This window comes from Bradyrhizobium aeschynomenes (genome assembly GCF_013178945.1).
Lineage (GTDB): Bacteria > Pseudomonadota > Alphaproteobacteria > Rhizobiales > Xanthobacteraceae > Bradyrhizobium > Bradyrhizobium aeschynomenes.
Genome location: NZ_JABFDM010000001.1, coordinates 889,314 through 903,818 on the forward strand (window position 1 = coordinate 889,314; position 14,505 = coordinate 903,818).

The 14,505-nt window shown below is 66.3% G+C and carries 13 protein-coding genes; 5 read left to right on the plus strand and 8 right to left on the minus strand.

The features are described from left to right. Positions 1–12 precede the first annotated feature (12 nt). The 5 genes from HL666_RS04015 to dctP are packed head-to-tail and all read right to left on the minus strand — an operon-like array spanning position 13 to position 5,883. Positions 13–1,533, minus strand: coding sequence for a malonate--CoA ligase (locus HL666_RS04015; RefSeq protein ID WP_172180014.1), 1,521 nt, complete (start codon positions 1,531–1,533; stop codon positions 13–15). Then, complete coding sequence (locus HL666_RS04020; protein WP_172110738.1) at positions 1,533–2,939, minus strand: malonyl-CoA decarboxylase; 1,407 nt, start codon at positions 2,937–2,939, stop codon at positions 1,533–1,535. The genes HL666_RS04015 and HL666_RS04020 overlap by 1 nt, the downstream gene beginning before the upstream one ends. Before the next feature lie 18 nt (positions 2,940–2,957). Further along, the gene (locus HL666_RS04025) at positions 2,958–4,313 is read right to left on the minus strand and encodes a TRAP transporter large permease (protein WP_172133342.1); all 1,356 of its coding nucleotides are present in this window, start codon (positions 4,311–4,313) and stop codon (positions 2,958–2,960) included. Beyond that, positions 4,310–4,867: a TRAP transporter small permease gene (locus tag HL666_RS04030; protein ID WP_172180016.1), complete on the minus strand. Its 558-nt coding sequence runs from the start codon at positions 4,865–4,867 to the stop codon at positions 4,310–4,312. Before HL666_RS04030 ends, HL666_RS04025 begins: the two co-directional genes overlap by 4 nt. Next, complete coding sequence (gene dctP, locus HL666_RS04035) at positions 4,864–5,883, minus strand: TRAP transporter substrate-binding protein DctP (protein ID WP_172110735.1); 1,020 nt, start codon at positions 5,881–5,883, stop codon at positions 4,864–4,866. Before dctP ends, HL666_RS04030 begins: the two co-directional genes overlap by 4 nt. A 123-nt stretch (positions 5,884–6,006) precedes the next feature. Here dctP and HL666_RS04040 point away from each other — a divergent pair, with 123 nt between their 5' ends. Next, positions 6,007–6,693, plus strand: coding sequence for a GntR family transcriptional regulator (locus tag HL666_RS04040; RefSeq protein WP_172110734.1), 687 nt, complete (start codon positions 6,007–6,009; stop codon positions 6,691–6,693). Between the two features lie 10 nt (positions 6,694–6,703). Here HL666_RS04040 and HL666_RS04045 read toward each other — a convergent pair whose 3' ends face one another. Further along, the gene (locus HL666_RS04045) at positions 6,704–8,107 is read right to left on the minus strand and encodes an amidase (protein ID WP_172110733.1); all 1,404 of its coding nucleotides are present in this window, start codon (positions 8,105–8,107) and stop codon (positions 6,704–6,706) included. Positions 8,108–8,582: 475 nt separating this feature from the next. Here HL666_RS04045 and HL666_RS04050 point away from each other — a divergent pair, with 475 nt between their 5' ends. Continuing rightward, on the plus strand, positions 8,583–10,109 hold the full coding sequence (locus tag HL666_RS04050; RefSeq protein ID WP_172110732.1) for an ATPase domain-containing protein: 1,527 nt from the start codon (positions 8,583–8,585) through the stop codon (positions 10,107–10,109). Further along, entirely contained in the window at positions 10,099–11,796 is a 1,698-nt protein-coding gene (locus HL666_RS04055) for a response regulator (protein WP_172180018.1), read from the plus strand. Before HL666_RS04050 ends, HL666_RS04055 begins: the two co-directional genes overlap by 11 nt. Before the next feature lie 21 nt (positions 11,797–11,817). Here HL666_RS04055 and HL666_RS04060 read toward each other — a convergent pair whose 3' ends face one another. Then, the gene (locus HL666_RS04060; RefSeq protein ID WP_172133339.1) at positions 11,818–12,048 is read right to left on the minus strand and encodes a hypothetical protein; all 231 of its coding nucleotides are present in this window, start codon (positions 12,046–12,048) and stop codon (positions 11,818–11,820) included. Between the two features lie 4 nt (positions 12,049–12,052). After that, entirely contained in the window at positions 12,053–12,823 is a 771-nt protein-coding gene (locus tag HL666_RS04065) for a Crp/Fnr family transcriptional regulator (protein WP_311975689.1), read from the minus strand. 273 nt (positions 12,824–13,096) lie between these two features. On the opposite strand from HL666_RS04065, the gene HL666_RS04070 reads away from it, so the two are divergent. Beyond that, the gene (locus HL666_RS04070) at positions 13,097–13,249 is read left to right on the plus strand and encodes a hypothetical protein (RefSeq protein WP_172180020.1); all 153 of its coding nucleotides are present in this window, start codon (positions 13,097–13,099) and stop codon (positions 13,247–13,249) included. A 477-nt stretch (positions 13,250–13,726) separates the two neighbouring features. Then, entirely contained in the window at positions 13,727–14,464 is a 738-nt protein-coding gene (locus tag HL666_RS04075; protein ID WP_172180022.1) for a DUF899 domain-containing protein, read from the plus strand. Positions 14,465–14,505: the final 41 nt, after the last annotated feature.

The following is a 14,505-nucleotide window of genomic DNA, read 5'->3' on the forward strand; positions in this document are numbered from 1 at the left end:
CTCATCGACCCGTTAAGTCTTGGCCTGGTAGATGTCGGCGAAGCGATCGCGCAGCAGGTTCTTCTGCACCTTGCCCATGGTGTTACGGGGCAGCTGATCGACGAAGATCACGCGCTTCGGCTGCTTGAACTTGGCTAGTCGTTCCGCCAATGCGGTCAGGATCGCGCGCTCGTCGACCGAGGCGCCCGGCGTGCGTACGACGGCGGCGGTGACGCCCTCGCCGAAATCGGCATGCGGCACGCCGATCACCGCGCTCTCCGTGACACCTGCGATGGCGTCGATCTCGGTCTCGATCTCCTTTGGATAGACGTTGAAGCCGCCGGAGATGATGAGGTCCTTGCCGCGGCCGACGATCTGCACGGTGCCGTCGGCGCCGATCTTGCCGAGGTCGCCGGTGATGAAGAATCCGTCGGCGCGGAATTCCGCGGCCGTCTTCTCCGGCATCCTCCAGTAGCCGGCAAACACGTTCGGCCCCTTCACCTCGATCATGCCGACCTCGTCTGCGCCGAGCGGCGCTCCCGTCTCGGGATCGGCGATCCGCAGCGCGACGCCCGGCAGCGGCCGGCCGACGGAGCCGGGGATGCGCGGGCCTTCGTACGGATTGGAGGTGATCATCCCGGTCTCCGTCATCCCGTAGCGTTCGAGAATCTCGTGACCCGACCTCTCCTTCCAGGCGCGATGCGTCTCGGCCAGCAGCGGCGCGGAGCCGGCGACGAACAGCCGCATGTGGGCGGTGGCGGCCGGGCTCAGATTCGGGCTCTGCAGCAGCCGGACATAGAACGTTGGGACGCCCATCAGCACGGTCGCGCGCGCCATCGCGGTCAGGATGCGCTCGGCCTCGAACTTCTGCATGAAGATCATGCGGGCCCGTGCGGCGAAGGTGACGTTGCCGGCGACGAACAGCCCATGGATGTGGAAGATCGGCAGCGCATGGATCAGCACGTCGTGGCTGGTGTAGCGCCATTCTTCGATCAGGGTCAGCGCGTTGGAGACGAGGTTGCCATGCGTCAGCATCGCGCCCTTCGACCGGCCCGTCGTGCCCGAGGTGTAGAGGATGGCGGCGAGATCGTCCTTGGCGCGCGCAACTGTCGAAAATTCGGCCGGACAGGGGGCTGCGGCGTCGGCCAGCGATCCCTCGCCATTTGAGTCGAGCGTCTCAACGCGTCCGCCTGCCTTGGCAGTGATGGCGCGCAAGGCGGCCGCTTCCTTCGGGTCGCAGACGATCAAGGTCGGCTGCGCGTCGCGGATGAAATACTCGGTCTCGGCGGGCGTATAGGCGGTGTTGAGCGGGAGATAGACTGCCCCGGCACGCAGCGTCGCCAGATAGAGCGCGACGGCCTCGACCGACTTCTCGGCCTTGCAGGCGACGCGGTGATCCGGGCCGATGCCGATCGACGCCAGAAAGCTCGCGAAGCGGCCGCTGAGTGCGGCGAGCTCGGCATAGCTCAAGGTGCTGCCGTCGTCCTTCTCAATGCAGATCGCGGGATCGGTTCCGGCGGAGGCGAGCAGACGGTCGTACAGGTTCCAGGTCATCACGAGATCTTCCGTTGCGAAGCGGCTTGCGTGCTGGGCACGAGGTCCTGCGAGGCCAGCTTGGCGCGCAGCGACTTCTTGACCTGCTGCGAGGCGACGACGGTGCCGGCCTCGGCAAAGGCCTCGTGGTTGGCCTCGATGTGCTCCAGGGCGTAGAGATAGTTGACCATCAGGCCATGGGATTGCTTCAGGCCCTTGGGCGAGGCGTCGCCGAGGAAGTTCAGCCGCTCCAGCCGCGCGCCGTTGCCGAGATGGAAGCGGGCGACGGGGTCGACCGGCTTGCCGGAGGGCTGCTTGGCCTTGAGGAAGTAGTAGGCCGCGAGCGCGGTGATCTGCTCCTTCGCCTGGGTGATGTCGCCGCCGTCCTCGATCGCCGCCAGCGCACGCCTCGTCTCGTCGTCGATCGCGACCGAGGCCTCGGCCTTCAACTCGCGCTTCACCCAATTGGCGAAGCCCGGCACCGGCGACAGCGTCACGAAGGTCTTCAGGTTGGGCAGCTCGCGCGTCAGATCCTGCACCACCTGCTTGATCAGGAAGTTGCCGAAGGACACGCCGGCCAGTCCCTTCTGCGTGTTCGAGATCGAGTAGAACACGGCCGTCGTCGCCTCGCGGGCATCGATGGCCTGGCGCTCCTTGTCCAGCAGCGGGCCGATCGCACCGGGAATCTCCTTGGTCAGCGCGACCTCGACGAAGATCAGCGGCTCGTCGACCAGTTGCGGATGAAAGAAGGCGTAGCAGCGGCGGTCCGCCGGTTGCAGTCGGTTGCGCAGATCGTCCCAGTCCTGGATGGCGTGGACCGCCTCGTACTTGATGATCTTCTCGAGAATGTTGGCGGAGGTCGTCCAGTCGATCGGTCGCAGCACGAGAAATCCCCGATTGAACCATGACGAGAACAGATGGACGAAATCGTCGTCCACCGCCTGCAACTCCGGATGTTTCGGCAGCAGCGATAGCAATCCCTGGCGCATGCGCACCAGCGAGGTGGTGCCGCCCGGCGCCAGGTTGAGGCGGCGGATCAGCTCTTGGCGTCGCGGCTCGGCCGCGGCATGCAGCGCCTCGATGGTCTTGCCCGCGCCGCCGTTCTCGCTCTTGTAGGCGGCGATCGCGAGCTCGACTGCGCGGCGGTCGGGCCCGAACCGGTCGGCCAGCGAGGACAGGAATTTCAGCCGCTCAGGCTCCTTGGCCCGCTCGAAGGCGGCAAGCAGCGATTGGGCGATGGCAACGCCCGAGGCCTCGCCGCGCCGCGACAGCAGGGCCTCGCCGAGCAGCTCGAGATCCGGATCCTCGCCGGTGTGACGCGGCGGCTTGATGCCGAGCACCGACCGGCCGCGCTGGGTCAGCGTGTCGATCAGGCCCTGGAGAAATTCCGGCGCCGAGAGGCGTCCGGGTCTCGACTCGTTCAGCATCGTCAAGGCTCCATCGGACTAGCGGGAGGGAAGACCCATCACCAGGTTGGGCAACCAGGTGGAGATCGAGGGCACCAGGCACAGCAGCACCACCGCGAACGCCATCAGCAGCACGAACGGCAGCGTGCCCCAGATCACGTCGCGCAGGGGGATGTCGGGCGCAATGTTGCGGATCACGAAGATGTTCAGGCCGACCGGAGGATGGATGAGGCCCATCTCCATGACGATGGTCATGACGACGCCGAACCAGATCAGGTCGAAGCCGGCGGCCTTGAGCGGCGGCAGGATGATCGGTGCGGTCATCAGGATGATCGAGACCGGAGGCAGGAAGAAGCCGAGCACGACCACCAGCACCAGGATCGCGGCCAGCAACAGCCAGCGCGACAACTGCAGCCCCACGATTGCTTGCGCGGCCCCCTGGCTGATGTGCAGATAGCTCATCACGTAGGAGTAGAGCAGGGACATGCCGATGATCAGCATCAGCATGGTCGATTCCTTCAACGTCGATTCCAGGATCGGTGCGAGGTCGGTCGGTCGCCACACGCCATAGATCAGCGCGATCAGAGCGAGTGCCAGGATGCCGCCGAGGCCGGCGGTCTCCGACGGCGTCGCATAGCCGCCATAGAGCGCGATCATGACGCCGCTGAGCAGGACGATGAACGGCATCACCCGCGGCAGCGAGCCGAACCGCATCGCCATGGTGAAGTGCTCCTTCGCCAGGATCGGATGCTCGGCGGGATCGGCCGCATGGGCGCGCAGGGCCGCGCGATACTCGGCCTTGAACCTCATCATGGCATAGGCTGCGAACAGCAGCACCAGCAGCAGGCCCGGACCGATGCCGGCGAGGAACAGCCGTCCGAGCGACTGCTCGGCTGCGACCGCATAGAGGATCATCGTGATCGAGGGCGGCAGCAGAATTCCGAGCGTGCCGCCGGCGGCGATGACGCCGGCTGCGAAGCCGCCGGAATAGCCGCGCTTGCGCATCTCGGGAATGCCGGCCGAGCCGATCGCCGAGCAGGTCGCGGGTGACGATCCGGCCATCGCCGCGAACAACGCGCAGGCAAACACGTTGGCAATGCCGAGGCCGCCGGGAATGCGGCTCATCCAGACGTGCATGGCGCTGTAGAGATCCTGGCCAGCCTTGGACTTGCCGATCGCCGCGCCCTTGAGGATGAAGAGCGGGATTGCGAGCAGGGTGATCGAGGCCATTTCCTCGTAGACGTTCTGCGTCACCGTGTCGAGCGAGGCGCCGGGCATGAAGAAGTACATGAAGATGACGGCGACGGTGCCGAGCGCGAGCGCGATCGGCATCCCCGAGGCCATGATCGCCAGCGTCGCGCCGCCATACATCAGTCCGACAGCGAGCGTGCTCATTTGCTCCTCCAACCGTCGATCTGCGACGCCAGCTGCAGCGCGATCTGTGCGGTCATCAGGCTCATGCCGATGGCCATCAGGCTGTAGGGGATCCACAGCGGCGGTGCCCAGGTCGAGCCGGACACTTGTCCGTCGACCCAGGCTTCATGCAGCAGCGTCCAGGATTTCCACGAAAAGAAGCTGCAGAACAGCAGGCTCGTGACGTCGACGATGAGAAGGCGGATCGCGTTGCCGCGGCGGGTCAGATAGCCGGTGAGCGCCTCGATGCCGATATGGCCGCGATTCGACTGCACGAAGGCGGTCGACATGAATGTGCTGCCGACCAGCAGGAACACCGCCGCCTCGTCCTGCCAATAGGTCGCCGCGTTGAAGAAATAGCGCGAGGCGACGCTGTAGCTCAGGATCACGCTCGCGGCGATCAGGGCGATCGAGCAGAGCACCATGATGGTGCGATTGAGCAGGGTCATCGCGCTGACGATCCGCGCCGTGAGCGAGCCCGGCCGCGCCGTCGGAACGGCGGGAGCATGTCCGAGATCGATGCCGTGCGCGCTCATGATCCCACCTCCATGGCGAGCTTGATCAGGCGCGCGCAGCTCTCGTTCTTGTTCGCGTAGTCCTTCCAGGCGGTGTCTCGCGCGAGCGTACGCCAGGCCTGCACGACCTTGTCGTCGAGATCGTAGACCCTTGCGCCCGCGGCCTCGTAGACCTTGGCGACGCGGATATCATCTTCCGTTGCAGCGTTGCGGCCGAACGCCTCCAGCTCGGCGCCGGCGGCGACGATGATGTCGCGCTCCTCGGCTGACAGCCGGTCGAAGCTTGCCTTCGACATCACCAGCGGCTCGAGCATGAACCAGTAGCTCCTGGCACGGCCGGTGGTCAGATGCTTGGCGAGCTCCTCCAGGCGGAACGAGGTCAGGCTGGTCGAGGACGTCAGCGCCGCGTCGCAGGCGCCGGTCTGCATCGCCGCGTACAGCTCGTTGGACGGCAGCGACAGCACCGAGGCGCCCGCTGCCTGCAGCACCAGATCCATCTCGCGCGAGCCGCCGCGCACCTTGAGGCCCTTGGCGTCGGCGACGTCGACGAGCGGCCGCGTACGGCTGGCGACGCCGCCGGCCTGCCAGATCCAGGTGACGATGACGATGCCCTTGGCAGCGAGAAGCCTGGTGAGCTCCTGGCCGATCGGCTTGGCCTTCCAGGCGAGGCCTTCGTCGTAGCTGGTGACCAGGCCCGGCATCAGGCCGATGTTGAGTTCGGGCAGGTCGCCGCCGGCGTAGGACAACGGAATGAGGCTCATGTCCAGCGCGCCCTTCCGCATCGCGGAGAACTGCGCGTTGGTCTTCATCAGCGACGAGCCCGGATAGACCTCGGCGCCCAGCGCGCCCTTGCTGCGCTCGCCGATCATCGCGGCGAAGCGCCGGCACAGCCGGTCGCGGAAATCGCCCTCGGTCGCGGTGCCGCCGGGAAACTGATGCGAGATCTTCAGCACCGGGGCGGCATCAGCGCGTCCGGACCGCAGCACTGCGGGAATGGCCAGGCCGAGCGCCAGTGCCCGGCGTCGCGACAGTCTCATTCCATACCTCCCATAGTTGATTTGCATTTTTATAGACATTGATTGCATACAATTTAGATGTTGATTGCATGCTGTATCGATTGTCAAGCCTATGGTATGGAATCACGGCTGAAGGTGTATGCAATGAGCCAGGCTTTCCGACTGAAGCAGGCGATCGAAGATGCTGTGATCGCGGGGGAATTCCTGCCCGGCGACCGGCTGGACGAGGCCTCGCTGGCGGAGCGATTCGGCGTCTCACGCACGCCGATCCGAGAGGCGTTGCTGCAGCTCGGCTCGGAGGGCTTCATCGACGTGAGGCCGCGCCGCGGCGCCATCGTCAGCGTGCCCTCGCCGACGCGGCTGTTCGAGATGTTCGAGACCATGGCCGAGATCGAGAGCGCCTGCGGACGGCTGGCGGCACGCCGGCTGACGCCGGAGAACGACGCGGCGATGACGGCGGCGCATCAGGCCTGCGAGCTGGCGGCGCGCGCCGGCGACAGCGAGCAGTACTACGCCGACAACCGGATCTTTCACGAGGCGATCTACCGCGCCAGCTGCAACGGCTTCCTCGCCGACCAGGCGCTGGCGCTCCACAAGCGCCTCAGCGCCTATCGCCGCATCCAGCTGCGCGCGCGCAATCGCCTCTTGCAGTCGCTGCAGGAGCATGCCGGCGTGCTCGAGGCGATCCGGGCCGGTGACGAGCAGCTCGCCGCGACGCGGCTGCACGATCACGTGCTGGCGCAGGGCGAGCGCTTCTCCGACATGGTGCTGGGGCTGGCCGAGCGGCAGCGCGCCGCGGCGGCGGGAGGCCGGAGCCGCGCGGCGAAGTAGCGCGAAGTAGTTAAGTCGACAGCGACGGTGCGGCTTGCGCAGCCGCGTGCTCGATCGCCGTGGCTGCATCGAGCACGAGGTCCTCGCGGAAGCGCGGCCCGACGATCTGCACGCCGATTGGAATGCCCTCATGCACGCCGGTCGGCACGCTGATCGAGGGCAGCCCGAGAAACGCGGTCGCGAACAGGAATATGTGCGATCGATACAGACGATCGACGCTGGCGTCGCTCTCGAGGTCGACGCCGTAAGGCAGCGCCGTCTCCATCGCCACCGGGCACAGCACCAGCGGATGCTCCTGCATGAAGATCTGCCAGCGCCGCAGATAGGTCGCACGCACCGATGACAGCCGGATCAGGCCGGCGACGTCGAGTTCGGGCGTGCGGTTCATCATCAGCGCGAAGGCGCGCCGCGCCAGCGCGTCGCCATGCTGCTCGACCTGGGCGGCGAGCGTCACGCGCGATTCGCCCTGGGCAAGATCGTTCCAGGCGCCGGCGGCGGCCGCGACGTCGGGCGGATCGCGCCAGGTCACCTCGTAGCCCGCCTGATGCAGAATCGCCGCGGCCTTGCGCACGGCGGCCTCGACTTCCGGTGCGATGCCGACGCCGGCTGGATCGAGGCACACCGCGACGCCGGGATGATCGAGGCGCGGCCCCTCCAGCGGCATCGCGACATGCCAGGGATCGCGCGGGTCGGGCGCAGCCATCGCCGCAAGCGCCAGTCTCGCGTCCTCGACGTTGCGCGTGATCGCGCCCTGCACCGAGATCAGCTGCAACGACAATTGCCGCTCGCCCGGCGCGGTGCCATTGAAGGCCGGCACGCGGCCGAACGAGGGACGCAGACCGACGGTGCCGGTGCAATAAGCGGGATAGCGGATCGAGCCGCCGCCATCATTGCCATGCGCGATCGCGCACATGCCGGTGGCCGCAGCCACCGCGGCGCCGCCGCTCGATCCTCCCGGCGTGCGATCCGGACGCCACGGATTGAGCGTGCGCCCATGCAGGTCGTTGTCGGTGAACCAGCGCATCGAGAACGCCGGCGTGTTGGTGCGGCCGATGATGACGGCGCCGGCGCGGCGCAGATTGGCAACGACCGGGGCGTCGTCCTTGGCGATGTTGTCCTTGAAGGCGACGACGCCGTTGGTGGTCGGCAACCCTCTCTGGTCGACATTGACCTTGGTCGTCACCGGCACGCCGTGCAGGGGGCCGAGCGTCGTTCCGGCGGCGACCATGCGGTCCGCCAAGTCGGCCGCCGCAAGCGCCTCCTCCGCCTGCACCGAGACCACCGCGTTCACATCAGGGTTGATGGCGGCGATGCGGTCGAGACTGGCGCTCACGGCCTCGCGGCTCGTGATCTGTCGGGTGCGGATGGCGGTGGCGAGTTGCGTGGCCGACCAGCGCCACAGCGGCGTATCCATGAAGCAAGCCTTTATGATCGGGAGGGTGATGGCGATGGGGCGATGCCTCGCGCGGGCCGCTTTGGCTGTTGCGTCGGTCCGGCGTCCATCGCCGTGCCTTGCGTGGCCGTCGTCAGCATCGCCACCCGCGTGCCGGCAATACGGAGGATGTGTTCGCGGCGGGGCACGGGTCGTGGCACATGATTCATCATCATTATGACCAGGAATTTCATGTCAAGCGGCGAAGGAACTGGCATCCACCCGAGCGGCGACAGGTCCCGCGCAGCGGAACCGTCCGAGAACCTCCTTGAACCGTTTGTTGCTCGCGGCGTTGACGGTCCGCTCGTTGTCCGAGCGGGGTCCGGGGAACCCGGGGTGGATTCATCGTGTTCCTTTATTGGCCGTCGCAATCACCCGCGGGACGCAGGGTCGCCGCTGCGCCGCCCGGCGATCGCCGATCGCCGTTCGTCTCATTGATGATGTCGGAGCGTTCAAGATGACGGAGGAGTTTGTCGAGGGCAGCCGGAAAGACGAGCCTCCGCCCCGGACGCGGATTTCCACCGGGAGCGAAGGTCTCGACGACATCCTCGGCGGCGGCTTGGACGCCAATCGTCTGTATCTCTACGAGGGGCGGCCAGGGACCGGAAAGACGACGATCGCGCTTCAGTTCCTGCTCAAGGGCAGGAGTCTCGGCGAGCGTGTGCTCTACATCACGCTGTCGGAGACCAAGCGCGAGTTGGAGGTGGTCGCTGAGCGGCACGGCTGGTCGCTCGCCGGCATCGACGTGTTCGAGCTGGTGCCGCCGGAGACGACGCTCGATCCGGAGCGGGAGCTCACGGTGTTCCACCCGGCCGAGGTCGAACTCAGCGAGACCACCGGCCTGATGTTCAAGGAGGTCGAGCGCGTCGATCCCGCCCGCGTCGTCATCGACAGCCTCTCCGAGCTGCGGCTCTTGGCGCAGAGCCCGCTGCGCTACCGTCGTCAGGTGCTCGCGCTGAAGCACTTCTTCGCCAAGCGCAACTGCACGGTCATCCTGCTCGACGATCTGTCGTCGTCGCAGGATGACCTGCAGCTGCACTCGGTCGCGCATGGCGTCGTCATGCTGGAGCAGCTGGCGATCGAGTATGGCGCCGAGCGCCGCCGGTTGCGCGTGATCAAGATGCGCGGCATCGCGTTTCGCGGCGGCTTTCATGATTTCACGATTGCCGAAGGGGGGCTGAAAATCTTTCCCCGTCTCGTCGCCGCGGAGCATCATCGCTCGTTCCTCGGCGAAGTCGTGTCCAGCGGCAACGCCGAGCTGGATCAGATGCTGGGCGGGGGGCTCGAACGCGGCACCAACGCGCTCCTCATTGGTTCAGCCGGCGTCGGCAAATCATCGGTTGCGCTGACCTATGCGATCGCGGCGGCCGATCGCGGCGAGCGCGCGGTCTTCTTTGCGTTCGACGAGGGCCGCGGCACGGTGGAGGCGCGGGCGCGAACACTCGGCCTGTCGCTGGAACGACACATGAAGTCCGGGCTGATCAGGCTCCAGCAGATCGATCCCGCCGAACTGTCGCCCGGTGAGTTCGGCGCCAACGTGCGGCGCAGCGTCGAGCAGGACCAAGCCCGCGTCATCGTCATCGACAGTCTCAATGGCTACCTCAATGCGATGCCGGACGAGCGCTTTCTCATCCTGCAGATGCATGAGCTGCTGAGCTATCTCGGCCAGCAGGGCGTGCTCACCATTCTCGTGCTTGCGCAGCATGGTCTGGTGGGGCCGATGGATACGCCACTGGACATCAGCTATCTCAGTGACGCGGTGCTGATGCTACGCTACTTCGAGATGGCGGGGACCGTGCGCCGGGCGATGTCCGTCGTCAAGAAGCGGAGCGGGCACCACGAGCATACGATCCGCGAGTTTCGCCTGGGTAGCGGCGGCATCGCGCTCGGACCCCCGCTCACGGAGTTCAGCGGCGTGTTCTCGGGCAATCCGCGCTTCACCGGCGACGTCATCCCCGACATGGATGTCCGAAATGAGCGCTGATCGTGATCAGCATCTGCTCGTCTTCGCGCCGATCGGGCGGGACGGTCCGGCCTCGGCGGAGCTGCTTCGCAACGCCAGGATCGACGCCCAGGTCTGTACCTCGCTGGCTGAGCTGGTCAGCGAGCTGAACGCGGGCGTGGGCGCCGTCGTCGTTGCCGAGGAAGGTTTCTTTGCGCAGGACACCGGCCCGCTCACGAAATGGGTCGAGCGGCAGCCCGCCTGGTCCGATTTGCCCTTCATCGTGCTGACCAGCCACCGGGAGCAGCCCGCCGTCGTCGCGTGGCGGCGCAATCTCCTGCGCGCGCTGCGCAACGTGTCATTGCTGGAACGGCCGATCCGGCCGATCACGCTGACAAGCGCGGTGCAATCGGCGATGCGGGCCCGGCGGCGCCAATACGAGATCCGCGCGCTGATCCAGGCCCGCGAGCAGGCGGCGCAGGAGCTGGAGCGGCTGGTGGTGGAGCGGACGCGCGCGCTCGCCGAATCCAACGAGCATCTGCGCATCGAGATGGCCGAGCGCGCCCGCGTCGAGGAGACGCTGCGTCAGGCGCAGAAGATTGAAGCGATCGGCCGGCTGACCGGCGGCGTCGCGCACGATTTCAACAATCTGCTGATGGTGATCTCGGGCGGTCTCGACATGCTGGACCGCCAGGCCGATCCGGAGCGGCGTCGCCGCCTGATGGACGGCATGATCCAGGCCGCCCAGCGCGGCGCCAGCCTGACGCGGCAGCTGCTCGCGTTCTCGCGCCGCCAGGAACTGACGCCCGAGCCGGTCGACATCGCGCGCCAGATCGGCGGCATGCGCGAGCTGCTCGATCGCAGCCTGCGCGGCGACGTCCACGTGCAGTTCGATTTTCCCGACACCCTCTGGCCCGTCGAGGTCGACCCCGGCGAGCTCGAATTGGTGGTGCTCAATCTTGCCGTCAATGCGCGCGATGCGATGCCGAGCGGCGGCACGATCATGGTGCGGGCTGAGAACCTGTCGAACTGGAAGGATGACGAGATCGCGGGCGACTATGTCCGCCTGTCGGTGATCGACACCGGGACCGGAATGACGGACGAGGTCCGCCTGCGCGTGTTCGAGCCCTTCTTCACCACCAAGGACGTCGGCAAGGGGTCGGGCCTCGGGCTCGCCCAGGTCTACGGCTTCGTCAAGCAGTCGCGCGGCACCGTCTCGATCGAGTCCGAGCTCGGCCGGGGCACCACGATCGCCCTGTACCTGCCGCGATCCGCGCACGCCGCGTCCCGGCATCAGCAGCATCTCGTCGATCTGCATCGGCCGCGCCCCCGTCATGGCGACGAGGGCCGCGTTCTTCTCGTCGAGGACGATGAGGAGGTCGCTGCACTGGTGAGCGAGATGCTCCGTCAGCTCGGCTTCGAGGTCACCCGCGCCGCCAGTGCAGCGGCGGCGCTCGGCGCATTGGCCGACGGGCGGGCCGTCGACCTCGTGTTCTCCGACGTGATGATGCCGGGCGGCATGAACGGCGTCGAGCTCGCGCGCGAGATCCAGCGTCGGCGCGGCGACATGCCCATTCTCCTGACCAGCGGCTATTCGGGGGCGGCCGTGCATGCGGCCAGGGAAGCGGGCGTCCGGATCCTGCCGAAGCCCTATCGGATCGACGAGCTGGCCGCGGCGATCGATGCGGCCAAGGCGGAAGGCGAGTGGTCGCGGGCGCGCAGCTCCTGAATCTGCTGATTGTCCGCGCCGTCAGCCGCGCTCGATCAGCACGGACACGGTGACCTGCCCGATCCGGCCGCCATCCGATCTGACCTCCAGGCTGACATTCGTCGTCGACGGCTCGAGCCGGTCGCGGGCGATCGCGAGGGCCGTGTCCGCGGTTTGCAGCAGCACGGTCTCGACGTCGTCGAGATCGACGCCTTCTCCAGATGATTCGCCGGAACCTAGGATGTAGAAGCGCATCTCATTCGTCCCGGTCATGGCGTCACCCTGGGCGAGAGTTGTCAATCTGATGGAGATACGCGGGATCGAACTCTCCTGCAGCGACGACCTTCTCAACGTCGATCAGCTTCACAAGGTTCTTACGGATATCCAGGACCCGTTGACTGCGAAATTCCTGAAGAACGCGGTTGACATGCACGGTGCTGAGACCGAGGGCGTCGGCGAGCGCCGACTGGGTGATCGGGAACCGGTACTCTTTGTCGTCGATCTCGACGAGCCCCACCTCGGCCAGCCGTTGGCGCAGCTCCACAAGCAGGTGGGCCATGCGCGCCGAGGCCGAGCGAACGCCGAGATTGAGGATCCGTTCTCGAAACATGGCTGCATCAACCATCGTCTCACGCCAGAGGGCGCGCGCCACGGCTGCATGGGTGTCGATGAGCCTGGACAGGTCGGCATGGTCGATGAAGGCCAGCGTCGCAGCGGAGATGGTGACGAGATCGTGATCCATGGTCTTCAGCACGAGGCTTTGCAGATCGGGAATGTCGCCGGGAATATGGAAGGACAGGATCTGGCGCTTGCCGCTCTCGGTGAGCTTGGACCGGTAAGCGAAGCCGTTCACGATGATGCAGCATGCATGCGGCCGATCGCCCTCCAGCGCAATCGGCGTCTCCGGTTCGACGGCCTTGACTTGCAGGGGCAGCGCCCTGACGGCAGCGATGTCGTCCTCGCCGAGTTGCGTCGCGCTCCGCAGTCTGCGGATCAGGAGAGCCAAATGAGGCATGGAGATGCTCGCGGTGGCGAAGGTCAAGACCACCGACTTGAGGCGAGGTCTCTGGGACCGGAGAGCGAGGCGCCAAGTTTCGCTGCGCGGGCAGGGAGGGAGCACAATCGTCTCTCGGCCGTCGCACACCTATCTGAGGACTGGGGCGACAGTAACAGATAACCTTCGAGCGGCGTGTTGGTTCCCGTCCGGCCCCCGAGAGGGCGTGGTTTGGTACAAGTGCTCGGCCGCAGGAGTTCTGTCGAGTTGAACCCTTGAAAGTTCGCCGCGTTCTCCGGCCGCCGGTAGGGAGGAGGCAACCCCCGCATGGAACGCTATATTCGCGCCGAGAATATCCGCCGTTTTCGTCAGCTTCTCGAAACCGAGACCGACGAGCACAAGCGCAAGATCCTGCAGCAGCTTCTCGCGGACGAAGAGGCCCGGAACCTTCAGCCAGGTCCCAAGGACCCGAGCAGTTGAGGTTCGCCTTACCGGTTCGGTTCCATCCAGTTGAGAGTTCCGCAGGCGGTGCAGTCGAACATGCGGGCTGACTCCCCGGTCCGGGGATTCAGGATGCTCCGAACCACCCTCGCGCGCTGACCGCAACTGCGGCAAGGCGGCTGGTCGCTTGGACCTCCGCGTAAAGAGCCAATCTTATCCGACACGTCTGACATCACCTTCCAAAACAGACGAGATCAATTGACGGATCACTCCGGAAATACAATTCGGGACAATACGGAGCTGATGGTGGCGAGACGTACGCAGTCCGGGGGGAGCGTGCGGAACCATTCGCGTCCAGCACGCCGTGGCGAGCGCCTCGCTCCGGGCGTGCGGCCGTGGGCCGTTGGCCTGGTCTCGCCCGGCCGCGACTCCGGCCGGCTCGCCAGTAAAAAAGCTGCGCTCCGATGTCGGCTGGCTGCTCATCGGCTCGTCCTCGGGGAAACAGGAGAAGCCGGCATGACGCTCCCCCGAATAGTCTCGCAGTCGGAATGGACCGAAGCGCATCGCGCCCACCTCGCCAGCGAAAAGGCCTTCATGCGGCAGCGCGACGCCCTGGCCGAAGCCCGACGGAACCTGCCTTGGGTCAAGGTCGAGAAAGACTATGTCTTCCAGACGCCGAACGGGCCGGCGCGCCTGGGCGACCTGTTTCAGGGACGCAGCCAGCTGATCATCTACCATTTCATGATGGCGCCGGGCGATCCGCACCGCTGTCCCGGCTGCTCCTTCCTGTGCGACCATATCGACGGTGCCAACCAGCATCTGCGGCAGCACGACGTCAGCCTCGTCGTGGTGTCGCGCGCGCCCCTCGCGGACATCGCGCCGTTCAAGGCGCGCATGGGCTGGGCTTTCGACTGGGTGTCGTCCGAGGGCAGCGATTTCAATGCTGACTACAATGTCTCGTTCTCGGACGAGCAGATCGCGGCAGGCACGGCCGTGTACAATTTCGCGCCGCTGCGCGGCAGCTCGCGCGAGCTGCCCGGCCTGACCGTGTTCTACAAGGACGACGCCGGCGACATCTTCTGCACCTTCCAGGTTCGCTCCCGCGGCGGCGATCCGCTGATCGGCGCCTATCATTATCTCGACCTTACGCCAAAGGGCCGCAACGAGCCCGGGCGCGGCAATCTGTCCGACTGGGTGCGCCTGCACGACGACTACGAAGGGGGGAGCCGCCAAGGCTGCCATTGCGGCCCGTAGCGCAGGCGGAATCAGTGTGCCCTGGGCAGGTTAGTTCGTCC